The 21,566-nt window shown below is 63.2% G+C and carries 22 protein-coding genes, 2 tRNA genes and 1 pseudogene; 8 read left to right on the forward strand and 17 right to left on the reverse strand.

The features are described from left to right. The 5 genes from NKJ90_RS31685 to NKJ90_RS31705 form a co-directional block, all read right to left on the reverse strand. Positions 1–277, reverse strand: a 277-nt coding sequence (locus NKJ90_RS31685; RefSeq protein ID WP_352487618.1) for an SLC13 family permease, incomplete at its 3' end; no start/stop codon positions are given. 184 nt (positions 278–461) lie between these two features. Continuing rightward, complete coding sequence (locus NKJ90_RS31690) at positions 462–1,250, reverse strand: GGDEF domain-containing protein (protein ID WP_023761938.1); 789 nt, start codon at positions 1,248–1,250, stop codon at positions 462–464. A 153-nt stretch (positions 1,251–1,403) separates the two neighbouring features. Then, positions 1,404–1,628 (reverse strand): hypothetical protein, encoded by a 225-nt coding sequence (locus NKJ90_RS31695; protein ID WP_023761937.1) that lies wholly within the window; start codon positions 1,626–1,628, stop codon positions 1,404–1,406. 283 nt (positions 1,629–1,911) lie between these two features. After that, positions 1,912–1,988: transfer RNA gene (locus NKJ90_RS31700), tRNA-Arg, on the reverse strand. A gap of 46 nt (positions 1,989–2,034) precedes the next feature. Next, a complete protein-coding gene (locus NKJ90_RS31705) occupies positions 2,035–2,340 on the reverse strand; it encodes an ETC complex I subunit (RefSeq protein ID WP_352487619.1) in 306 nt (101 codons plus the stop codon). Between the two features lie 124 nt (positions 2,341–2,464). Here NKJ90_RS31705 and NKJ90_RS31710 point away from each other — a divergent pair. Then, positions 2,465–2,541 (forward strand) — tRNA-Pro (locus NKJ90_RS31710). A gap of 157 nt (positions 2,542–2,698) precedes the next feature. After that, the gene (locus NKJ90_RS31715) at positions 2,699–2,977 is read left to right on the forward strand and encodes a hypothetical protein (RefSeq protein ID WP_023761935.1); all 279 of its coding nucleotides are present in this window, start codon (positions 2,699–2,701) and stop codon (positions 2,975–2,977) included. 21 nt (positions 2,978–2,998) lie between these two features. On the opposite strand, the gene hdaA is transcribed toward NKJ90_RS31715, so the two are convergent. The 4 genes from hdaA to NKJ90_RS31735 all read right to left on the reverse strand — a co-directional run bounded on the left by hdaA (position 2,999) and on the right by NKJ90_RS31735 (position 6,621). Next, positions 2,999–3,703: a DnaA regulatory inactivator HdaA gene (gene hdaA / locus NKJ90_RS31720; protein WP_023761934.1), complete on the reverse strand. Its 705-nt coding sequence runs from the start codon at positions 3,701–3,703 to the stop codon at positions 2,999–3,001. 1 nt (position 3,704) lies between these two features. Next, positions 3,705–4,913 (reverse strand): AI-2E family transporter, encoded by a 1,209-nt coding sequence (locus tag NKJ90_RS31725; RefSeq protein WP_023761933.1) that lies wholly within the window; start codon positions 4,911–4,913, stop codon positions 3,705–3,707. Beyond that, positions 4,885–5,442 carry a CDP-alcohol phosphatidyltransferase family protein gene (locus NKJ90_RS31730; RefSeq protein ID WP_023761932.1) on the reverse strand — a complete coding sequence of 186 codons (558 nt, stop codon included), beginning with the start codon at positions 5,440–5,442 and terminating at the stop codon, positions 4,885–4,887. The genes NKJ90_RS31725 and NKJ90_RS31730 overlap by 29 nt, the downstream gene beginning before the upstream one ends. Before the next feature lie 189 nt (positions 5,443–5,631). Then, positions 5,632–6,621, reverse strand: coding sequence for a methyltransferase (locus NKJ90_RS31735; RefSeq protein WP_023761931.1), 990 nt, complete (start codon positions 6,619–6,621; stop codon positions 5,632–5,634). 248 nt (positions 6,622–6,869) lie between these two features. Here NKJ90_RS31735 and purM point away from each other — a divergent pair, with 248 nt between their 5' ends. From purM to NKJ90_RS31750, 3 genes are read left to right on the forward strand one after another with little or no spacing between them, the layout of a single operon-like run. After that, entirely contained in the window at positions 6,870–7,991 is a 1,122-nt protein-coding gene (gene purM, locus NKJ90_RS31740; protein WP_352487620.1) for a phosphoribosylformylglycinamidine cyclo-ligase, read from the forward strand. Then, positions 7,988–8,701 (forward strand): phosphoribosylglycinamide formyltransferase, encoded by a 714-nt coding sequence (purN, locus tag NKJ90_RS31745; protein WP_023761929.1) that lies wholly within the window; start codon positions 7,988–7,990, stop codon positions 8,699–8,701. Before purM ends, purN begins: the two co-directional genes overlap by 4 nt. Before the next feature lie 17 nt (positions 8,702–8,718). Then, entirely contained in the window at positions 8,719–9,228 is a 510-nt protein-coding gene (locus NKJ90_RS31750; RefSeq protein ID WP_023761928.1) for a SixA phosphatase family protein, read from the forward strand. A gap of 209 nt (positions 9,229–9,437) precedes the next feature. Here the strand turns inward: NKJ90_RS31750 and NKJ90_RS31755 are convergent, their stop codons facing one another. Then, the gene (locus tag NKJ90_RS31755; protein WP_023761927.1) at positions 9,438–9,695 is read right to left on the reverse strand and encodes a DUF680 domain-containing protein; all 258 of its coding nucleotides are present in this window, start codon (positions 9,693–9,695) and stop codon (positions 9,438–9,440) included. Between the two features lie 581 nt (positions 9,696–10,276). Here NKJ90_RS31755 and NKJ90_RS31760 point away from each other — a divergent pair. Further along, positions 10,277–10,950, forward strand: a pseudogene (locus NKJ90_RS31760) (response regulator). Beyond that, positions 10,947–12,299 carry a sensor histidine kinase gene (locus NKJ90_RS31765; protein ID WP_023761925.1) on the forward strand — a complete coding sequence of 451 codons (1,353 nt, stop codon included), beginning with the start codon at positions 10,947–10,949 and terminating at the stop codon, positions 12,297–12,299. The pseudogene NKJ90_RS31760 and the gene NKJ90_RS31765 overlap by 4 nt, the downstream one beginning before the upstream one ends. 17 nt (positions 12,300–12,316) lie before the next feature. On the opposite strand, the gene NKJ90_RS31770 is transcribed toward NKJ90_RS31765, so the two are convergent. From NKJ90_RS31770 to NKJ90_RS31795, 6 genes are all read right to left on the reverse strand, one after another. Then, positions 12,317–13,195, reverse strand: a complete 879-nt coding sequence (locus tag NKJ90_RS31770; protein WP_023761924.1) for an ABC transporter permease — start codon at positions 13,193–13,195, stop codon at positions 12,317–12,319. A 100-nt stretch (positions 13,196–13,295) separates the two neighbouring features. Then, positions 13,296–14,150 carry an ABC transporter ATP-binding protein gene (locus NKJ90_RS31775; protein WP_023761923.1) on the reverse strand — a complete coding sequence of 285 codons (855 nt, stop codon included), beginning with the start codon at positions 14,148–14,150 and terminating at the stop codon, positions 13,296–13,298. A gap of 160 nt (positions 14,151–14,310) precedes the next feature. Then, positions 14,311–15,324 carry an ABC transporter substrate-binding protein gene (locus tag NKJ90_RS31780; RefSeq protein WP_352487621.1) on the reverse strand — a complete coding sequence of 338 codons (1,014 nt, stop codon included), beginning with the start codon at positions 15,322–15,324 and terminating at the stop codon, positions 14,311–14,313. A gap of 150 nt (positions 15,325–15,474) precedes the next feature. Further along, a complete protein-coding gene (gene dapB, locus NKJ90_RS31785; RefSeq protein WP_023761921.1) occupies positions 15,475–16,269 on the reverse strand; it encodes a 4-hydroxy-tetrahydrodipicolinate reductase in 795 nt (264 codons plus the stop codon). Between the two features lie 18 nt (positions 16,270–16,287). Further along, a complete protein-coding gene (locus tag NKJ90_RS31790; RefSeq protein WP_023761920.1) occupies positions 16,288–18,381 on the reverse strand; it encodes an ATP-dependent helicase in 2,094 nt (697 codons plus the stop codon). Positions 18,382–18,465: 84 nt separating this feature from the next. Further along, positions 18,466–18,639, reverse strand: coding sequence for a hypothetical protein (locus tag NKJ90_RS31795; protein ID WP_023761919.1), 174 nt, complete (start codon positions 18,637–18,639; stop codon positions 18,466–18,468). Between the two features lie 450 nt (positions 18,640–19,089). On the opposite strand from NKJ90_RS31795, the gene NKJ90_RS31800 reads away from it, so the two are divergent. After that, on the forward strand, positions 19,090–19,242 hold the full coding sequence (locus NKJ90_RS31800) for a hypothetical protein (RefSeq protein ID WP_023761917.1): 153 nt from the start codon (positions 19,090–19,092) through the stop codon (positions 19,240–19,242). Positions 19,243–19,308: 66 nt separating this feature from the next. Here NKJ90_RS31800 and NKJ90_RS31805 read toward each other — a convergent pair whose 3' ends face one another. Then, complete coding sequence (locus NKJ90_RS31805; protein WP_023761916.1) at positions 19,309–21,417, reverse strand: molybdopterin-containing oxidoreductase family protein; 2,109 nt, start codon at positions 21,415–21,417, stop codon at positions 19,309–19,311. Positions 21,418–21,566 lie beyond the last annotated feature (149 nt).

The following is a 21,566-nucleotide window of genomic DNA, read 5'->3' on the forward strand; positions in this document are numbered from 1 at the left end:
GCGCATGTTCGATGGCGATGGCGCCAAGGCCGCGAAAAGCGCCCGACACTTTCAGATGCGCGACCACGATCATCATGCCGAGCAGCAGCGTGATGGTGTCGAAATTGATCGCCCGGTAGGCGTCCTCCATGCTGAGCGCGCCGATGGCGATCATCGCCGCCCCGCCGAGCAACGCGATCCCCGCACGGTCGAGACGCAGGCCAGGGATGCGGCCAACGGCGACACCGGCGTAAGTCAGGACAAGGATCAGCAGGGCCGCCGCGCTCATCAATGTCATGCGAAGGAGGCCCTGCTCGATTCGTCCAGCCCCGGCAGGGCTGCGGACACTTTAGCGCGATGTCGGCAAAGCGAAAGCGCCGAAGCCTTCACAAATCAGTGGGGTGTTCGAGGTTCTTGTCCACAATTGTGACAGGACACGACGGTTTTCCAGGTTGCGATGACCACCCATGATTGGACTAATCTCAATGCACGGTGGTGACGCTGGGTTGAGGCACCGGGGCGGTCCCCGCCGGATCGAAGCTGACCTGATCGCGCCCGTTCGACTTTGCCGTGTAAAGCCTTCTGTCGGCGGCGGAGAAAATTTCCTCATAGGTGATCGGGCCGGTAAAACTCGCGCCGCCGATGCTGACGGAAAGCGGGCAAGGTCTGCCGCCGGGCGAAAAGTCCATCTCCCTGATACGTCGGCGGATGCTTTCGGCAACCATCCAGGATTGCGAGGGATCTACGCCGGGAAGAAACACGCCGAATTCTTCGCCGCCGATGCGGCCGACAATATCGCCGCCACGCAATTGCCCCTTGATCGCCTGCGCTATCAGCTTGAGCGCCTGGTCGCCGCAGTCGTGGCCCAGGCGGTCGTTGATCAACTTGAAATGGTCGGCGTCGATGATCAGCAGTGCCCCCGAACGGGTCTGCTCCTCCTTGCGGGTCTGCTCCAAATAGGCCTCGACCAGCATCGAGAAGGCACCACGGTTCAGCACCGCCGTCAGGCTGTCGGTCGCGGCAATGACGCTCAGGTCGCGCTGCGCGATAGCCAGCTGGCGTATCTTCCACATGAGGAAAAACAGGAAGGATCCGCCCAGCGCCAAAGGCAGCAGCAGGTCCGTCATCTGTGCCCGCCACACGGCTTCGCGCGACAGATAGGGGAAATTAAAGGAATCGACGAAGAACGCCACGGCAATGAAGAATGCCGTACCGGCCGTGGTCACAGCGATCACCCTGCCCCAACTCGTCGGCGACAGATCGATCCTCATCGCGTTCAACTCCGTTAGTCGACGCGACTATGACGGACCAACGCAAACAAATTGATAAGACTTTCCCTCCAATTGAATAGCGCGCGGCAACGGCCGCCGCCGGCGGCCGCGCTGGCTCCCACGTTAAGAATTTCGGGCTGGTGCAGGGAAATGTCAGCGGTTGGAGGCCTGTTCGCCCAGCGTCTCGAGGACGAAGGATGCCGCGATCAGATCGTCGGCATCCAGCCGTAGGGAGCCGTCGCCAGGTCCCATGATGGCGGCGACCTTGTGAAACGTTTTCATCTCATGGTCGGAAATTTCCGCATCCCGCATTCTCGCCTTGAGTTCAGCGATACGCCGCCCCAACGAAGGGGACGTTCCAATTTCACGTTTCGACATAACCTGGATACTCCTACCCCAACCCGCGCTTGTTTTGCCCCTGCCCATTCGCCGGCCCCGCACATTGCCTTTTTATGAGGCACCGCGAATACAAGGCCCCGAACGCGCTATGGGAGCTAAGGTTCCAATCCCGCCAGATCACGAAATAATTCCGCATCGCCGCGCCCAATCGGCTGCAAGCCCAGACTAGGCTCGCTGCCGCATGGAGTTGCGGCGCTGGCAGTCGCTGGATGCCAGGCCTTGCGGCGTAGATCAGATCACCGGCACAAGTCTTTGAAATTATTGGCGATCCCGACAGGATTCGAACCTGTGACCATCGGCTTAGAAGGCCGGTGCTCTATCCAGCTGAGCTACGGGACCGCTGGCCGGCCGTTGGGCCGGCTGGATACTTGACGCTGGCTGCCGTTCAATGCGTCCAGGGCGTCCTGCGGTCATAGCGGAAATTCTCCGCATAGGAAATCTGGCGGCGCTTGGTCTCTTTCGGCTCCTCGACGCGGTAGGCGAGCCCTTCCTTTTCGGCATAAGCCACCGCCTCTTCGCGTGTATCGAAGGTGAGCCTGATCTGGCTTCTCATGTCTCGCGACGTCGTATAGCCCATCAGCGGGTCGATCTTCTTGCGCGTCTCGGGGTCGAATTCCAGCACCCAGTAGCCGGTCTTGGCCGTGCCGGACTGCATCGCGGTTTTGGCAGGGCTGAAAATGCGCGCGGACATGGCCACCTCGTTATTGTGCAAGGCAGCATCGCCGCCCTTCGACCGTCATTACTGCGCAATGCGCATGGCGGCAAGGTTTTTGCACTTGCCATGCTCCACTGAAATGAATAGGCAACAGACCGTTCGGAGTGTAGCGCAGCCTGGTAGCGCATCTGGTTTGGGACCAGAGGGTCGGGAGTTCGAATCTCTCCACTCCGACCACTCCCTGAAAAATTGCAAATGCCCCGGGCGCAAATGCGTGTTCGCCCTGCGCCAACTCCGGCGGTCGGCCTTGTCGCAACAGCTTGCCGGTGCAAGTCTGAGGGCAGCAATGCGGGTGCCATTGCCCGCTCGAACTTCGGCAAACGGGGAATTTCAGATGCTTGGGATCGATGCTTGGGTGTCGCTGTTTGGACCGGCCCACCTTGCCTATGCCGGCATAACGGTTCCCTTCATGGTGACGTGGGCGACTGCCTGCGCAGCACTGGCGATGTGGAACCGGGAAAGCCGCAGACAGGTCAGGCAGGCCCCAGGCGCCATCGTCTCCCGCTCCTGGCGTGCCAGTATAGGGATGTTTGTGCTGGTTGCCGCCGGCTATATCGCCGCCCACTCAGCCGTCTACCTCTTGGTCCGCCATTTTGCCAGAATGTGGCTGTGAGATCAGCCTCCTAAATTCAGCCTAAATCTCGAACTCGCCCTGCCCTTCATCCATGGCACTGACGGTTTCTGCGGCGAGCGTGCGCGTGATCGGCGTCTTGCGCTCGAGCGCGGTGCGGTCCAGCCTTTCCACCACGCGCATCGCTGTCGCCAGCGAGCGCTCGATGCGGCGCACCAGATACTGCACGACATGCGGCTCGACCTCGACCTGGCGGTCGGCGAAAAGCTTGGTGATGACGCCGGCGAGCAAGAGATCGTCGGGCTCATGGATCTCGACCGTCGCCGCCGCCTTCAATCGTGAGGAAAGGTCAGGCAGCCTGACACCCCAGGCCGACGGAAAGCGGCGCGCCGTCAGGAGCAGTGTCGAGCCGGCACCGCGCACCGCGTTGATCAGATGGAACAAGCCTTGTTCATCAATCGCTCCTTTATCGACATCGTCGATCAGTGCCGCGCGGGCGCCGAGATTGGCGATGCTGTCACCGATACGCTTGGCGTCGACCGCCACCGCGTCGGCACGTTTGCGCCATATGGAGGCCAGATGTGTCTTGCCCGAACCGGCGGGACCGGCCAGCACCACAACCTTCGAAGGCCAGTCCGGCCAGCGATCGACCAAGGCTACAGCCTGGTTGTTGGTGCCTGAGACGACGAGCTCGTCGCGCGTATAGCCGGTGCCATGGCCGAGATCGAGCGGCAACTGGCGCGGCGGGTCGGTTGGTTGGCCAGTCACTTCAGCGACGCGGTTGCGTGCGGTGGCCGCCGCCGCGATCTTCCGGAAGCTGCGGCACAGGCGCCGCGCCGTGGCCCTTGTAAAGCGGCGATTCGAGATAGCGGGCGATGGCAAACCGCACCAGCACGGCAACGGCAGCAGAAGCCGGCACCGCGATCAACAAGCCGACGAAGCCGAACAGCGCGCCGAACGCAAACAGCGAAAACATCAACCACACCGGATGCAGGCCGACGCTTTTGCCGACCAGTCGCGGCTGCAGGATGTTGCCTTCGATGAACTGGCCGATGAAGAACACCACCGCGACGGCGACGATCATCGTCCAGTCCGGCCAGAACTGGACGAAGGCTACGCCGACGGCGAGCACCAGTCCGGTGAGCGAACCGACATAGGGAATGAAGGAGATCAGCCCGGCGAACAGGCCGATGAGAATGCCGAAATTCAGCCCGGTCAGCGTCAACCCGGTGGCATACATGGCGCCCAGCACCAGGCACAGCGTGCCCTGGCCGCGCACGAAGCCGGCGGTGGCGGTGTTGATGTCCTTGGCGATGGCGCGCACCGTCGCGACATTGTCGCGCGGCACCCAGCTGTCGATGACCGCCACCATGCGATCCCAGTCGAGCAGCATGTAGAAGGCGACCACCGGCGTCACCACGAACAGGCTGACCACCGAAACCAGCGCCACGCCGGAACTCCATATCGAGGTGAAGACCGTGGTGAGCAGGCCGAAGCCGGAGGTCAGCAGCGAATTCAGCCCGTCACGCAGGCCATTGGCGTTGACACCGAATTTCTGTTCCAGCCATTTCGGATCGAAAGACGTGATCAGGCTCTGCAGCCGGGTCAGGTATTCCGGCAATTTGCCGGCGAAATCGGCCATCTGCGTCGCCAGCACCGGAATAAGGATGACGAAGGCCAGCACCAGCACGATGAGGAAGGCGATGAGGATGACCACCGTCGCCATGAAGCGCGACAGGCCGAGGCGCTGCAGCCGGTCAGCGACCGGATCGAGGAAGTAGGCCAGGACCATGCCGGCGACGAACGGCAAAAGGATGCCTGAGAAGACGTAGAGGAAGACCGCCAGCAGGACGGCGCTGATCAACCAGAAGCGGATCTGGCGGCGAAACGCCAGAGACGCAGTTTCGCCTGCCGCCGCAGCCTCGGCGGCCGCTTCGATTGATTCCTGGTCAGGTGTCCGGTTTGGAGCCTTCGCCATAGCCGCTCATATGCCTCAGCCAAGCCACGAGATAGGCCGCGGCCGAAGCCACGGTCAAGACCCCGGACAGCAATATGAGGACTGGCCTTAGCGGGTCGAGGTGAACCGACAGGGCAAGTTCGCCGAGCACCACCGAGGCCAGCACGATCTGGATGGCGGTGTTGGCCTTCGACACGAAAAGCGGCTTCATCTCGACCGGATGAGCCATGACGGAGGACAATAGGACCGCGCAGACGATCAACGCATCGCGCGACACCATGGTGATGACCAGCCACAGCGGCAATTGCCCGATAAAGCCCATGACGACGAAGACCGAAACCAGCAGCAGCTTGTCGGCCATCGGGTCGAGATAGGCGCCGAGCCTTGACTGCTGGTTGAACCGGCGGGCGATAAAACCGTCGACGCCGTCGGAAATGCCGGCAACGAGAAACCCGGCAAAGGCCCAGTCCCAGCTTGCCTGCAGCATTGCCAGCACCACCGCCGGCACCAGAACAAAGCGCAGGATGGTGATCAGATTGGGGATGGTCAAAGCGTGCCTGCCGGGTTTGCTTCTGATACATGATGGAGACGGAGGAGGATCGCAAGGGAGCAGCGCGCCAGACATGGCAAAGGTCTGTGTGTGAACCACCCCTGCGCCCTGCCGGTCGGCCATCTCGACAGTCTCGGGTATGCGATGTCCCTAACCTTCACGGAAAAGGTGCGGCGACACTTTGCTTGATCAGACCGCAGACGCCTCGAGGATGGAAATGGGTCCTCGGGTCTGAATCACTCGTTCAAGGCGTAGCCCGGCGGCGTCGAACAAGCTTGCATATTGGGTCCGCGTTCTCTCCAGGCCGCCAGTGACGGCGAGCATGACCACGTCGATACCCTTGATCTGGTTCGGTTCGTCACCTGGCGGCACGAGCGTCTCGGCCACAAGCACCTTCCCGTTCGGCAGCATTGCCTTGCGGCAATTTCGCAGGATCTCCGCGGCACGCCCATCATCCCAATCGTGAACGACCTTCTTGATGATGTAGACGTCACCGGTGGGAACGCTTTCAAAGAAATTACCGGCGACAAATTCGGTGCGCGGCAGGTCGCCTCCGGCACCCTGGCGTGCTGCCGCGACGCCCGAAGGCAGATCGAAAAGCACGCCGTCCAGGTGAGGGTTGCGCGCCAGGATCGCCGAGAGAAGCTGGCCATGTCCGCCGCCAACGTCGACGATCCGCGTGAACGGCTTGAAATCATAGGCTTCGGCAACGGCCTCGTTACTGCCTTGGCTCAAGGCGACCATGGCACGCTGAAACAAGGCAGCCTGCTCCGGATGTTCCGACAGCCAGTCAAACCTTGGGCTCCCGAAAACCTTGTCGAAGGCCGGCTTTCCGGTGCGAACAGAATGCAGGAGCTGTTCGAAGGCAAGATAGGCTTCGCTGTTGATCATACGGATGAAGTCACGGGGACCCGGCCGATCGGAGCGCAGCACCGCACCAACCTCCGTCAACTCGAAATGACGGGGCAGCACTTCGCTAAACACCCCTTCAGGCGCGAGAAGTCGCATTACACGATAAAGCGAGTCAGCATCCGATTGAGTGGCAGCCGCCAGTTCATCTACCGACCGCTCGCTGGCAGCCAGGAGATCGGGGATGCCGAGTTCGATAATGACGCGCAGCGCCTGTGACACGGCGAATCCGAGGCCTAGCCTCATGATCTGTTGCGAAGGATTGAGCATGGCCTGTTCCCCGATGCCTGATGACTGGCAACAGAGCACCAACAACAACTACTTACAAGGATGCAAAGGGGTGAGGCGAAATGGAGACGCGAGGTTTTGCCTCCGATGAGAAACGAGGGCGGAGGAGATTTTGCACAAGGGCGCCATCGCCTCGCTTTTATCGGGGGCAAAAGCCAACCATTCCGTCGTCATCCTTGCGAGGCGCAGCCGTTCATGCGAAGAGCCCGCAAACGAGCAGGAAAATTGCGATGAGCAAGCGCTACACAAGCCAGCCCAAAACGGGCCAGCCCAAAACGAGCAAGCGCAGGAACGGGCTCACCAACGGGCTCACCTATGCAGAGGCCGGCGTCGATATCGACGCGGGCAATCTCATGGTCGAGAAGATCAAGCCGCTGGTGCGGGCGACGCGCCGGCCGGGCGCCGATGGCGAGATCGGCGGTTTTGGCGGCCTGTTCGACCTCAAGGCCGCCGGCTTTATCGATCCGGTGCTGGTGGCCGCCAATGACGGCGTCGGCACCAAGCTCAAGATCGCCATCGATGCCGGCAAGCACGATACGATCGGTATCGATCTCGTCGCCATGTGCGTCAACGACATCGTCGTGCAGGGTGCCGAGCCGCTGTTCTTCCTCGACTATTTCGCCACCGGCAAGCTCGATCCCGACCAGGGTGCCGCGATCGTCGGCGGCATTGCCGAGGGCTGCCGCCAGGCCGGCTGCGCGCTGATCGGCGGCGAGACGGCCGAGATGCCCGGCATGTATCACGGCAACGACTACGACCTTGCCGGCTTTGCGGTGGGCGCGGCAGAACGCGGCCAGCTCTTGCCCACCGACGACATCGTCGAAGGTGACGTGCTGCTGGGCCTGGCTTCCTCGGGCCTGCATTCGAATGGATATTCGCTGGTGCGCCGCATCGTCGCCGTCAGCGGCCTGGCGTGGGGCGATCCGGCGCCATTCAACGACGAGGCCACGCTTGCAGAGGCGCTGCTTGAGCCGACCCGCATCTACGTCAAATCGATCCTCAAGGCTATTCGCAACACGCATGGCATCAAGGCGCTCGCGCACATCACCGGCGGCGGCTTCCCGGAAAACATTCCGCGCGTGCTGCCCAAGGATTTTTCGGCCGAGCTCGACCTCGAGGCGATCGACGTCCCTCCAGTGTTCTCGTGGCTGGCCAGGACCGGCGGCGTGGCGCCGGAAGAGATGATGCGCACCTTCAATTGCGGCATCGGCATGATTTTGGCGGTCGCGTCCGGCCAGGCGGCGCAGGTCGCCGCCGTGCTGCAGGAGGCCGGCGAGACGGTGACGCCGATCGGCCGCATCGTGCCGCGCCGAGATGCCGGCGTCATCTATCGGGGCTCGATCGGCCTATGAGCGCGCAGAGGAAACGCACCGTCGTCCTGATCTCGGGGCGCGGCTCCAACATGACCGCGCTGATAGCGGCAGCCAGCGACCCGGCCTTCCCGGCCGAGATCGTCGGCGTCATTTCCGACAAGGCCGACGCTGCCGGCCTCGGCATCGCCAGGGCGCGCGGCATCGCCACGCAGGTCATTCCGCGTGCCGATCATGGCAGCAAGCAGGCGCATGACGCCGCCATCGACGCAGCGCTCGCGGCATTCAACGCCGAGATCGTGGCGCTGGCCGGCTACATGCGCATCCTTACCCCCGGCTTCGTCCAGAAATGGCAGGGCCGCATGATCAACATCCATCCTGCCCTGCTGCCTGCATTCAAGGGGCTCGACACCCATGCGCGTGCACTCGCCGCCGGCATACGCATCCATGGCTGCACCGTGCATTTCGTCACCTCCGAGATGGATGACGGCCCGATCATCGCCCAGGCTGCCGTGCCGGTGATGATCGGTGACACTGCGGATACACTGGCTGCCCGCGTGCTGAAGACCGAGCACCGGCTCTATCCGCTGGCGCTGGGGCTGGTCGCCGAGGGCAAGGCGCGCATGGAGGCCGGCCGCACCGTGCTTGCCCACTTTGCCGACGATGCCGACAACAGCACCTCGGTGGTGATGGCCCCCGACCCGCTGCGCGAGGAAGCTGACCTCGAGCATCTGGCGCGCATCACGCCGTGAGTGTCGAGAGCGTGGCGATGAAACAGCTTCTCCTGCTTCGCCACGCCAAATCGAGCTGGGACGATCCGGCACTCGATGATTTCGACCGTCCACTCACCGATCGCGGATTGAAGGCAGCACATTTGATGGGGCGTGAGCTTGCGGCGCGCGACTGGCTGCCGGAACTGGCGCTGGTGTCGCCGGCATTGCGCACCCGCGACACCTGGCGGCTGGTGGCGGCGGAACTGCCTGCGCATCCCAAGGTCGCATTCGCCAAGGCGCTCTACGACGCTTCAGCGGCGGATATTCTAAGCCAGATTCGTCAGGTCGATCCGTCGGACGGCAGCTTGCTCGTGGTGGGACACAATCCGGGTCTGGAAGATCTGGCCAACCAGCTTGCCGGGCCAGGATCGGAGGCCAAGGCGCGCAAGAAGCTCGAGGAAAAATTCCCGACAGCGGCCCTCGTGCGCTTCGTTTTCGAGGGCGACTGGTCGGCCTTGTCTTGCGCCCGGCTGACACATTGTCTGCGGCCGAAGGATCTGGGCTAGAATCCAGGCGCGGCAGACCGAGCCTGCCATGCAGCGGACCCCAGCCAATCCAATTTTATTTTTGGCCGAGAACTGTTTGTTGCCGACAGCGAAGATTGGCCGCTTGGGCCAGCGCCCCCGGCTGGTGCTACTCTGCGCAAAAAACAAGAGCGGCGGGCCAAGCCCACCGCTCTTTGTAGTCAAGACTTGGTAGTCAAGACTTGCCTGGATTAGCGGCCCCAGATGCCCCGGCCAGACTCAGCCGGCACCTTAGCGTTGGCGTCGCCCTGTGCCTTCGAGGGCTTCAGGATCGAGCCGGTGTGCGAGGTGTCGATGTTGAAAGTCGACTGGCCCGAAATCGACTGGCTCGAAGTCGACTGATTGGGAACCGGCTGGTTGGCATTGTAGGAGCCGTAATTGTCGCTGCCGGCGAAGGCGGTGCCCGTGGCAACGAGAATGGCGGCGGCGGTGAGTGCGATCTTGGTCATTTTATTTACTCCAATGGTTCTCTGTTCTGTCCGTCTAGTGCGTGCCCTTGGGAGGAATTTCGCGTCGCTCGGACCTCCCCGAGATGGGTTTGCCCTGCCGCGGATTCCAATCACGAAGATGTTCCAAAGATTGTGAGATTTCGGCCCTTGAAATTCGACAAATGGCCTTGGCAATCATAATTTTATCGTTCAAAATCAAGTAGTTAATATACATCACCACCGCGGGCGCGACCGTGCACCGAGCCGGTCGTTCACCAAGGGCTGCACGGTCCGTCAACGGAAAACGAACCGATCGGTTCGATTTGTCTGGATCGACTGGTTCAAGCTTTCTCTTCCGAGCGCCGAAAGGGTTCCAATTGTGTGGCCTGACCTACGCCGGATGACAGCCGGCTGTGTTTTCACGGCTTCCAATCTGTCGGTTCGGAGGCTGAGGTTCACGGTGCCCGTCGGCCGTGCATTTGCCTTGGCGTCAGATCGATATTATCGCTTGTGCACGACCATCAATCGGACGCGACCTTGGCTGTGCCGGTCGAAGAACGGGCGGAATTCCGGGTGACCTGCTTTCCAGGAAAGCGATAGAAATGCGGCTGCTGCTCGTCGAGGACAATCGCGAACTGGCTGACTGGCTGGGCAAGACTCTGCGTCAGGCGAATTATGTCGTCGACATCGTTCATGACGGCGAGGATGTCGAGCACGCGCTGGCCGCCGGCGACCACGCGCTTGTCATCCTGGACTTGGCGCTGCCGCGCATGGGTGGGCTGGAAGTGCTGCGCATGCTGCGGGCGCGCGGCAACCGAGTGCCGGTGATCGTGCTGACCGCCAATGCCAGCCTCGACGGCCGGGTCAAGGGTCTTAATGAAGGCGCCGACGACTATCTGGCCAAGCCCTTCCAGATCGAGGAGCTCGAAGCACGCATCCGCGTGCAGCTGCGCCGCGCCAATGACCGCACCGCGCCCGTCGTTGCCTGCGGCGATCTCGTCTTCGACACCAATACCCGCCTGTTTTCACTCGCTGGCGAGACGTTGGCGCTGACGCCGCGCGAACACGCAGTGTTGGAGCAATTGATGGTCAAGGCCGGACGCACAGTGAGCAAGGCGGCGTTGTCGGCCGCGATCTATGATTTCGAGACCGACGCCGACCCCAGCGCCATCGAGATCTATGTGCACCGTGTACGCAAGAAGCTCGAAGGATCTCGTGGATCGCCACCTTGCGTGGCCTCGGCTATCTCTTGCGCCATGACGATTTGGCGCCATGAGGACTAGCAGCCTCCGTTTGCAGTTGCTGGCCTGGGTGGTGTTGCCGCTCGCCGGGCTCGCCACCATCAACCTGTGGACCAGCCACCGCGGCGCGCAGGCGACCGCCGATCTGGTCACGGACCGGATGCTGTTGGGTTCCGCACGTGCCATCGCCGAGCAGGTCGCCATCGTCGACGGCGTGCTCGACGCCACGGTGCCGCCGGCGGCGATCGAGATGTTCGACACCGGCGATCGCGACAGCGTCTATTATCGTGTCGAGACGGCTGGCGGGCGTTTGCTGACTGGCTACCCAGACCTGCCCAAGGGTCCGAGGCAGCGCAGCATGGAAGCGGTCTATCGAGACCACGCGCTGCGGCTGCTGACATTCAGTCATGCGGTGGTCGGCGCCGGCACTGACTCTCCAATATCCGTCACCGTTGGTGTCACGCCGGCCGGGCATGATGCGATGGTGAAACGGCTGTGGCTGAGCGCCTTTGCCCAGCAACTGGCGCTGGTGGCCATTGCCGGCATCTTCGTGCTGCTCGGGCTGCGTCGCGGTCTGGCGCCGCTGATCCGGCTGCGCGACGCAGTGCGCTCGCCAGGCCGCAGCAAGCTTGATCCGATCGAAGTGCCGGGGGCGCAAAGCGAGATTCAGCCGCTGATCGATGCGTTGAACGCCTACATGGAGCGGGTACGCGCGCAGATGGCGGCGCAACGCCGCTTCATCGCCAATGCGGCGCACCAGTTGCGCACACCGCTGGCGCTGCTGTCGACACAGGCAAGCTACGCGCTTCGCGAAAGTGCTACGGAGGCGCGCCAGGAAGCCCTGGTGGCGCTGCAGGCAAGCTCCGGCAAGCTGGCGCGGCTGGCCGAACAGTTGCTGACCTTATCGCGAGCCGAACCCGGTAGCCGGCGGCCGCGCGCCGACCGCATCGACCTGACCGACGCCGCCCGGCACGTGCTGGAAACCCAGGCGCCGGCCGCAATCGCTCGCAGGATCGATCTCGGCTTCGAGGAGGCTGGCCCCGTACCGGTCATCGGCGACGGCACCATGCTGCGCGAGATGATCGTCAATCTTGTCGACAATGCGCTTCGCTATTCGGCAGCCGGCGGCAGCGTCACGGTGAGACTGGCGGCCACAGACGGCGAAGCCGTGCTGACGGTCGCCGATGATGGGCCCGGCATTCCGGCGGAAGAGCGAGACCATGTGTTCGAACGCTTCTACCGCATTGCCGGTTCGACGGAGGAAGGCAGCGGGCTTGGCCTCGCCATCGTGCGCGAGGTCATCGAAAATGCCGGCGGACGCGTCACCCTTGGAGATGGCGCGACCGGTGGCCTGGTGGTTGAGGTAAGATTGCCTTTGGCCTGATCGCATGCCGAAGTGGATCAGGTCCCCTGCTCGTTGAACGGCGCCGGCCGCCATTTGACGACGTAGTTCTCGAAGCGGGTGATGATGAACTCCACCACCAGCGCCATCACCGCCAGGATGATCATGGCGGCAAAGACACCATTGGCGTTGAAGGCGCCCTGCGCCGTGGAGATCAGCAGGCCCATGCCTTGCTTGGCGCCGAGGAATTCGCCGACCACCGCGCCGACCAGGGCAAAGCCGAAGCTGACATGCAGGCTGGCCAGGATCCAGCTCATCGCCGACGGGATGATGACGGTGCGGGTGATCTGGAATGGCGAAGCGCCGAGGATCTGGGCGTTGGCGATCATCGCCCGGTCGGCCTCGCGCACGCCCTGGAAGGCGTTGGCGAAAACGACGAAGAACACCATTACCACGGCGAGCGCCACCTTGGAGGCCATGCCGAGGCCGAGCGCGATGATGAACACCGAGCCCAGCACGACGCGCGGCACCGAGTTGGCGATCTTGATGTAGATCGAAAAGACGTCCGCCAGCAGCCGGTTGCGGCCGAGGATGATGCCCGCGGCGATGCCTCCGACGGCGCCGATGACGAAGCCGAGGAAGGTTTCCTCGAGTGTCACATAGATTTGCACCCAGAGCGGACCTTGCGACGTGCCCTCGGTGACCCACACCCAGATCTGGTCCCAGATACCGGACGGGCTGGCGAAGAAGAACGGATCGATGATGTTGTGGTCGGCACCGAGTTCCCATAGGCCGAGGAAGACGACCAGGATAGCCAGGCGTAGGCCGATGACCAACGCATGCCGGCGGCGGAGCCGCGCCTTCGCCCGGCCTTCGGCAACGGCAATGGAGGCATCGCGGACGGCGGCTTGGGAAGTGGTGGGAGATATGGCGGTCATGGCAGCGTCTCCTCTCAGAGCAATTCCAGGAAAAGCGCCAAGCGGTTTTCCGTCCGGAATTGCGAAAAACAAAACCATTAGAGCGGGTCGGCGACCCGCTTTAATGGCCGGTTTGCAAGGTGCGGCTCTGGCCGAGTTGCACTTCCTCGCGCAGGTCGTTCCAGATCACCTTGGCGATCTCGACGAATTTCGGGTCGTAGCGAATGTCGGCCATGACGCGCGGACGCGGCAGGTCGATGCGGTAGACGCTCTTGACCGTGCCCGGCCCGGCCGTCAGCACATAAACCTTGTCGGCCAGTGCCACTGCCTCCTCCAGGTCGTGAGTGACGAACACGACGGAAGACTTCTGCTGCGACCACAGACCCAGCAGCTCGTCCTGCATGGCGGTGCGCGTCTGCATGTCGAGCGCGCTGAACGGCTCGTCCATCAGCAGGATCTTGGGCTGGTTGATGAAGGTCTGAGCAAGCGCGACGCGCTTGCGCATGCCGCCGGACAGCTGGTGCGGATAGTGCTTTTCGAAGCGGCCGAGGCCGACACGGGCGATCCAGTCACGCGCCAGTTCATAGGCCTGCGCCTTTGGCATGCCGCGATAGAGCGGGCCGGCGGCGACATTGTCGATGACACTGCGCCAGGGAAACAGCGCGTCAGCCTGGAAGACGAAGCCGATGTCGCGGCTGATATCGGTGACGGGGCTGCCCATGACACGGACATTGCCTGTCGTCGGCCGCAGCAGCCCGGTGACGAGATTGAGCGTCGTCGACTTGCCGCAGCCGGTCGGCCCGACGACGCAAGCGAATTCGCCGCGCGCCACCGTCATGGTGAAATCGCGGATCGCCGTCATCATGTGGCCGTCCGGCGTGACGAAGCGCAACGTCACGTCGTCGATGGCGATCGCCGCATCGGCTGGCAGTGCGGCCTGAGACAGCTTCTCGGCCGCCATGGGTTGCAGTTGCATGGCACACTCCTGTCGCAATCGGGCAAGGGAGCCCACAGCGCGGCCGCGGGTCTCCTGGTGGTCTGGCAAGGCCGTGCCGCTGCCGGCTAGATTCAAGCAAGCGGCGCAAACCGTTGTTCTTCAACGAGCGGAGACGGGAAGCAGTGCCCGTCGGGCGACGCTACTTGGCAGCGTCGACGAACGTCGTCGTATAGGTCTTCGACAGGTCGATCTGCTTGCCCTGCAGACTCTTGGAGAATGTCGAGAGGACCTTGAGCACGGTTGGCGGGCCGTCGGCCGGCATGCGGCCGTCCGGCGTGAACATCGCCTTGCCGCTGGCCAGCCCCTGCACGTAGAGGTCCCTGTTGCCAGCGTAGTAGTCCTTCGGCATCTTGTCGGCGATCTCCTCGGCCGAATGCGTTGCGATGAACTTCATCGTCATGACGAAGGCATTGGCGAGTTTCTGTGCCTCATCCTTGTGGTCTTCGAGCCAGGCGGACTGGACGTAGAAGGACGCCGCCGGATAGGGGCCGCCCAGCGCTTCCTTGGTCTTTTCAGGGGTACGCATGTCGACCAGGACACTGGCCTCACCGGTCTTCAGCAATCGGCCAATCGTCGGCTCGGTGGTCATGCCGGCCTGGATCTGATCCTGTTTGACGGCGGCAATGAAGGTGTTGCCGGCGCCGACTGGCAGCAGCGTATAGTCGCCGGGCTTCAGCCCGTTGCGCACGGCCAGATACTGACTGAGGAAATCGGTCGACGAGCCGAGGCCGGTGACGCCGAGCGTGGCGCCCTTGAAGTCGGCCGGCGATTTGATTTCGGGATGCTTGGCGGAGACCAGCTCGACCTCGCCCGGCGCCTGGCTGAACTGGACGATCGACTGGATGTATTTGCCCTTCGACTGCAGGTCGACGGTGTGGTCGTAAAAGCCGACGACGCCCTGAACGGCGCCTGCCAGCAATTCATTCTCGGCCTCGACGCCGGCGCGCGAATTGACCAGTTCGACATCGAGTCCCTGGTCCTTGAAGTAGCCGAGCTGCTGGGTGAGTACGGCCGGCAGATAGATCTGTTTTTCCATGCCGCCGACGATGATGGTGATCTTGTCGGCCGCCGATGCCGCCGTGGCGCCTGCCGCAGCGATGACAAGGGTTAGCGCCGCTGTGCGCAAGGCGCACTTCGAGATGAAACCGGTCACGAAACTTCCTCCACTTGGGCGACGCGCCGTGAAGCTGCGCCGCATTCTCCTCCTCGCCGGCCGCTTGAGGACCGGTCATGCGGTGACACCGCGACCCTGTCATGGCACGCCCAAGCTTTCAGCTGGCTTTCAGCCACTGGGCGAAAAAGATCAGCCGCAATGCCGTGCCGGGGCGCCCAGTCCCAGCACGTCGCGCATGTCATATTCGCCGGGTGGGCGCCCCGCCACCCAGAGTGCGGCGGCGATGGCGCCGCGCGCGAACATGACACGGTCGCCGGCCGCATGCGACAGGGTCACGGTCTCGCCCTCGGCGCAGAAGCCGACGCTGTGTTCGCCAATGATACTGCCGCCGCGCATCACAGCAAAGCCGATCTCGCCGACCGGCCGTGCGCCGACGTCGCCATTGCGGACCCGCCTTGCGACCGTTTCCAGGTCGATGCCACGCCCGCCGGCGGCGGCTTGCCCGAGCATCAGCGCCGTCCCCGACGGCGCATCAATCTTGTGGCGATGATGCGCCTCGACGATCTCGACATCCCAGTCGTCGGGATCGAGCGCCTTCGCCGCCTGCTCGACCAATCCGAGGAGCATGTTGAGCCCTAGCGAGAAGCTGCCGGAACGCACGATTGCGATGGTTTTCGAGGCATCGGCGATAGCAGCCAATTCAGCGGCATCGAAACCCGTCGAGCCAATGACCAGGGCTGGACCACCGCGCTCGGCGCAAAACCTGGCCAGGTCGGCCGATGCCTTCGGCGTGGTGAAATCGATCACCACATCGGCCTTGGCAAGCGCCTCGTCGCGGCTCACCAGACCTTCGCCGACGATGCCAGGCCGATGGAAGCGGGCAGCAAGCGCCAGCCGCGCATCGGCCCGGACGGCATCCGCCATCTGGCGCCCCATGCGGCCGAGCGCACCCGCGACGGCGACCTTGATCGGTGGTTGCGACATCGCGCCGACCCCCTGAGACTATTTCCACATTCCGCGCATGCGCGCGCCGATGTCGACGCGCACCTCCGGCCGGGCTGCCCTGCCCTGCGCTGCCTGCGCGCTCGGCCACGACATTTGCTGGAACGCCGCAAGGATCGAAGCCGGGATGAAGCGCGTGCGCGAGGCATAGAGATGGCGGTCGCCGCGCGCCGCCTGGCCGTGCGGAAAGAAGCGTTGCGGCATGACCAGGTTGAGATTGTCCTTGGCCCGCGTCATCGCCACGTAGAGCAGCCGGCGCTCCTCGTCGATATCTTCCTTGGTGCCGACGCCGAGATCGGCCGGAATGCAGCCGTCAACGGTGTTGAGGACGAAGACATTCTTCCATTCCTGACCCTTCGCCGAATGGATGGTCGAGAGGATCAGATAGTCCTCGTCGCGATGCGGTGGGCCGGCCTGGTCGCTGGTCGCGTCGGGCGGGTCGAGCGTCAGTTCGGTGAGAAAGCGTTCGCGCGAGACATAGCCCGATCCGATCTGCTCAAGCTGCAACAGGTCGGCGCGCCTGGTCGTCGCATCTTCGTGGATGCGCTCCAGATGGGGCTCGTACCACAGCCTGATCTGTTCGAGATCGGCCGGCCATTTGGCGCCGGCCCGCAGGCCGGAATAGAGCGAGACGAAGCCCGGCCAGTCATCAGCCGCGCGTTGCGGCGGGCGCCAACCGGCCAGGCCCATCGCTTCGTCGAGCGCCGTCGTCATCGTCTCGACTATCTGCGCGGCGGCCGAAGGGCCGATGCCCGGCATCAGTTGCAGCACGCGGAAGCCGGCGACGCGGTCACGCGGGTTTTCGGCAAAGCGCAACACCGCCAGCACGTCCTTGACGTGAGCGGCATCGAGGAACTTCAGGCCGCCGAACTTGACGAAGGGAATGTTGCGACGGGTCAGCTCGATTTCCAGCGGCCCGCTGTGATGCGAGGTGCGAAACAGCACCGCCTGGGATTTCAACGCGGTGCCGGCCTCGCGCTCGGCCAGGATCGTATCGCAGACGAAATTGGCCTGCTCGACCTCGTCGCGCACGGTCACCAGCCTCGGTCTGTCGGTCGACTTGCGCTCCGACCATAGATTCTTGGTGAAGCGCTCCGAGGCCTCGCCGATCACGGCATTGGCTGCGGCGAGAATGGTTTCGGTCGAGCGGTAGTTGCGCTCCAGCATCACCACGTCGGCGGCCTGCGCGAACTGTTTGGGGAAGTCGAGGATGTTGCGCACCTCGGCGGCACGGAACGAATAGATCGACTGGGCATCGTCGCCCACCACAGTCAGCCCGGCGCCGTCGGGTTTCAGCGCCAGCAGGATCGAGGACTGCAAGCGGTTGGTGTCCTGATACTCATCGACCAGCACATGGTCGAAACGTCCGCTCAGATGCGCCGCTATTTCAGGCTCGGCCGCCATCTGCGCCCAGTAGAGCAGCAAATCGTCATAATCGAGCACGTTCTGCGCCTGCTTGGCCTCGACATAGCCGGCGAACAATTGCTTCAGTTGCTCCGCCCAGCCGGCGCACCAGGGAAAGGCAGACCCCAACACCTCGTTGAGCGGCGCCTGCGCATTGACGGCACGGGAATAGATGGCGAGGCAGGTGCCCTTGGTGGGGAAACGCGCTTCCGTCTTCGAGAAACCCAGTTCGTGGCGGACCAGATTCATCAGGTCGGCGGAGTCCTCGCGGTCATGGATGGTGAAGGCCGGATCGAGGCCGATCTCCAGCGCATAGTCGCGTAGCAGCCGCGCACCGATGCCGTGAAAGGTGCCGGCCCAGGTCAGCGCATCGGTGATGACCGCGGCATCGCGGCCGAGCACTTCGCCGGCAATGCGTTCGACGCGCTTGGCCATTTCGGACGCGGCGCGGCGCGAGAAGGTCATCAGCAGGATGCGGCGCGGGTCGGCACCCTTGACGATCAGATGAGCGACGCGATGGGCCAGCGTGTTGGTCTTGCCCGAACCGGCGCCGGCGATGACCAGCAGCGGGCCGGCGATCTTGCCGTCGCCATGCTCGACGGCCAGGCGTTGGGCATCGTTCAGCCGGGCGAGATAGGCAGGCTGGACGGTCGGTTCCCGGAAGGTCGAATCAGCAGTGGCGAGGTTCATCGCCCATCAAGCATCGTTTCTGCTTTGTTCGCAACGTTGATGCGAAGCAGACATAGCCTAGCGGAGCGAGGAAACGTGTCACCGCTAGCGCTGGGGATCGACGCCCATGGCGGCTGGCTGTCGGCGCAAGGTCTCGCGATCATATTTCAACGGCGGCAACAGCAGCGGGTCGACTGTATTGGGCACGTCTTCGACCATCTTCCTGACGATGCGATAGGCGACATAGGCCAAGGCGCCGGCAACAAGCAGACGAAACATGGTTGCAACACTCCTTTGGAGCAGGACCAACCGAGGAGACGGCATTTGGTTCCCTGCCGATCATCCACGCGCGGTCAAGCATCGAAGGCGGCGATGGCTTCGCTGGCGCTTCCCGATGCGTTCTCGAAGGAACTTGGCGTAGCGAAATTCGTGTCCTGCCTCATGCCGCCGCCTGTGGCCTCGGAGCTGAGGTCGTCATCAGCTCGCGCTCCAGTTCGGCAGGCTCTTGAAGAAGAAGGCCGGCGCCGCTTGGGAGGAAGGGAGCGCCGGCCAAGCGGATGATGAGGTCCGCCGCGCAGCAGAAGTTAGCTGAGTCTTTCCCCAGCGTCATCGGGGGATTGTCTTCGTTAAAAGCGTACCAACAACCAAGGCGCCCGTTTTGCCGACGGCAAGCATTGCGAGTTCGATGCGATCATCTTCGCCACAGGCTTCCGGCCGGGCTATGCCAGATTGTTGCAGCCGGGCATCCAGCCGGGCCGCAGCGGCGTCAATGCGAGGGCTTCGGAGCTCGGCCTTTATCTCATCGGCTTTCACAATCCGGTCACCGGACTGCTGCGCGAAATCTCGATCGAGGCAGAGCAGATCGCCGACGACATCAGCTAGCGACGAAACCGAAGGAAGGCTGCCGAAATCCTGCCGGTATGATTTGGCGCGTGAGGAACTGAGTTCTCAGCCTGCCGCGCGCAGCCAGACCTTGTTGTCGTGGAAGGCAGCACCGCCATAGGGTGCCGGCGCATCGGCGCCTGTCAGCACGTTGATACCCTCGCCACGCTCGTGCGCGCTGTTTGGCCAAATGCCTTCGGCGATGACCACGCCTCGCTTGATGCCGTCGAAGAGTTTTGCGTGCAGCACGACTTCGCCACGCTGATTACCGACTTCGACGCGGTCGCCGTCGGCCAGCCCATGTTCCGCGGCGTCGTCGGGATGCAACAAGAGTTCCGGCCGGCCTTCCCTGGCCTTCGACACCGGCGTCTCCGAGAATGTAGAGTTGAGGAAGTTGCGCGCCGGCGACGTCGCCAGCCGGAACGGATGCGCCTCGTCGGCGACCTCGATCAAGTCGACATGGTCGGGAAATTCCGGCAGCCGCGCCACTGGGCCGAACAGGCCCATGCTTTTCGGCGGCCGGTTGGGTGCCGCCTGCCCGGTCCAGTCGGCGCGGAAGCGGAATTTTCCATCGGCATGGCCAAACCCCTTGATGAAATGCGCGGTGTCGAAATCCGGCTGCAGGTCGACCCATTTGTCTTGCTTCAAGCTGTCGAAGCTGCCCAGCCCGCGCTTGCCCAGGATGATATCGATATGCTGCTGCTCGGTGAGACCGAAACCCGGACGGTCGGCGACCCCGAGGCGCTCAGCCAACTCCTCGATGACGTAATGGTTGGTGTGCGGCCCTGCCGGTGGCTCGATCAATTTGGGGCCAAGCGTGATGTGCTGGTTGCCGCCGCCCTTGTAGACGTCGTCATGTTCCAGAAACATCGTCGCCGGCAGCACGACATCGGCGAGCTTGGCCGTGTCGGTCATGAATTGCTCATGCACGCAGGTGAACAGGTCGTCGCGCAGGAAGCCCTGCTTCACCAGCCGCTGCTCGGGCGCGACATTAACTGGATTGGTGTTCTGGATCAGCATGGCCGTTACCGGCGGGCCGCCATAAAGCGCATCGCTGGCGCCGGTCAACACCGGGCCGATGCGTGAATGGTCGAGATGACGGATCGAGGGGTCGCGCATCTTCGTGCCTTCAAGCACGTCCTGGTTGAGCTTGAAGATGCCGGAATTGGAGTGGAAGGCGCCGCCGCCCTCATATTGCCAGCTGCCGGTGACAGCCGCGATGCAAGATGCGGCATGCATGTTGACGGCGCCATTGCGCTGGCGCGCAAAACCGTAGCCGAGGCGGAAATAGGTTTTCTTGGTCGTGCCGACTATCCGGGCGAAGGCCTCGATCTCGGCGACCGTCAAACCTGTGATATCAGCCGCCCACTCCGGCGTGCGCGTCCGCAGATGGGCCTCAAGCCCTTTCGGGTCGTCGGTGTATCTTTCGAGATAGGCGCGGTCAGCGAGGCCGTCGCGGAACAGCACATGCATGATCGCGCAGGCCAGCGCGCCATCGGTGCCTGGCTTCAGCACCAGGCCGAGATCGGCCTGCTTCATCGTCGCGTTCTCGTAGACATCTATGACGACGATCTTCGCGCCGCGCTCCTTGCGCGCCTTGATGGCGTGGGTCATGACGTTGACTTGGGTCACCACCGCATTGGTGCCCCAGATCACCACGCAGTCGGATTTCGCCATCTCGCGCGGATCGGGACCACGCAGCGCGCCTGCCCCCATCATCCAGCCGGTCCAGGCCAGATTGGTGCAGATCGAACCGAAGAAGCCGGAATATTTCTTGGCATGGCGCAGCCGGTCGATGCCGTCGCGCTGCACCAGTCCCATCGTGCCGGCATAGTAATAAGGCCAGACCGTCTCCGAGCCGAATTTTTCCTCAGATGCGATGAACTTCTCGGCGACCAGATCGAGCGCGGCTTCCCAGCTCGCTTCCTTCCAGGCGCCATCGCCCTTGGCACCGGCGCGGATCAGCGGCTTCAGAAGCCGGTCGGGATGATGGACGCGGTCGGCATAGCGCGCGACCTTGGCGCAGACGACACCGGCCGTATAGCTGTTGGACTTGGAGCCATGGACGCGGCCGATGCGGTTGCCGTCGAGCAGTTCGACTTCGAGCGCGCAGGTCGACGGGCAATCATGCGGGCAGGCCGAATGGCCGATTCTGAGGTTGGCGTGCTGGTTCATGGGTTCAAACTAGTCGTTTATGACGGCGGCGTGTAGGGCCAGATGACTAGCCAATCTCCCCCCACGAGGGCAGGGCTATCGCATATGAGTAAAGAGGCTAAGCAGGTTTTGATCGGCCCATCGTGCCTTGAGTCGTTTGTGGCTGAGCG

This window comes from Mesorhizobium sp. M0051, from assembly GCF_040323235.1.
Lineage (GTDB): Bacteria > Pseudomonadota > Alphaproteobacteria > Rhizobiales > Rhizobiaceae > Mesorhizobium.

Coding starts and splice junctions, on each gene's coding strand:
- NKJ90_RS31690 (WP_023761938.1), bottom strand. CDS start 1,250: ATGAGGATCGATCTGTCGCCGACGAGTTGGGGCAGGGTGATCGCTGTG.
- NKJ90_RS31695 (WP_023761937.1), bottom strand. CDS start 1,628: ATGTCGAAACGTGAAATTGGAACGTCCCCTTCGTTGGGGCGGCGTATC.
- NKJ90_RS31705 (WP_352487619.1), bottom strand. CDS start 2,340: ATGTCCGCGCGCATTTTCAGCCCTGCCAAAACCGCGATGCAGTCCGGC.
- NKJ90_RS31715 (WP_023761935.1), top strand. CDS start 2,699: ATGCTTGGGATCGATGCTTGGGTGTCGCTGTTTGGACCGGCCCACCTT.
- NKJ90_RS31725 (WP_023761933.1), bottom strand. CDS start 4,913: ATGGCGAAGGCTCCAAACCGGACACCTGACCAGGAATCAATCGAAGCG.
- NKJ90_RS31735 (WP_023761931.1), bottom strand. CDS start 6,621: ATGCTCAATCCTTCGCAACAGATCATGAGGCTAGGCCTCGGATTCGCC.
- purM (WP_352487620.1), top strand. CDS start 6,870: ATGAGCAAGCGCTACACAAGCCAGCCCAAAACGGGCCAGCCCAAAACG.
- purN (WP_023761929.1), top strand. CDS start 7,988: ATGAGCGCGCAGAGGAAACGCACCGTCGTCCTGATCTCGGGGCGCGGC.
- NKJ90_RS31750 (WP_023761928.1), top strand. CDS start 8,719: ATGAAACAGCTTCTCCTGCTTCGCCACGCCAAATCGAGCTGGGACGAT.
- NKJ90_RS31755 (WP_023761927.1), bottom strand. CDS start 9,695: ATGACCAAGATCGCACTCACCGCCGCCGCCATTCTCGTTGCCACGGGC.
- NKJ90_RS31765 (WP_023761925.1), top strand. CDS start 10,947: ATGAGGACTAGCAGCCTCCGTTTGCAGTTGCTGGCCTGGGTGGTGTTG.
- NKJ90_RS31770 (WP_023761924.1), bottom strand. CDS start 13,195: ATGACCGCCATATCTCCCACCACTTCCCAAGCCGCCGTCCGCGATGCC.
- NKJ90_RS31775 (WP_023761923.1), bottom strand. CDS start 14,150: ATGCAACTGCAACCCATGGCGGCCGAGAAGCTGTCTCAGGCCGCACTG.
- dapB (WP_023761921.1), bottom strand. CDS start 16,269: ATGTCGCAACCACCGATCAAGGTCGCCGTCGCGGGTGCGCTCGGCCGC.
- NKJ90_RS31790 (WP_023761920.1), bottom strand. CDS start 18,381: ATGAACCTCGCCACTGCTGATTCGACCTTCCGGGAACCGACCGTCCAG.
- NKJ90_RS31795 (WP_023761919.1), bottom strand. CDS start 18,639: ATGTTTCGTCTGCTTGTTGCCGGCGCCTTGGCCTATGTCGCCTATCGC.
- NKJ90_RS31805 (WP_023761916.1), bottom strand. CDS start 21,417: ATGAACCAGCACGCCAACCTCAGAATCGGCCATTCGGCCTGCCCGCAT.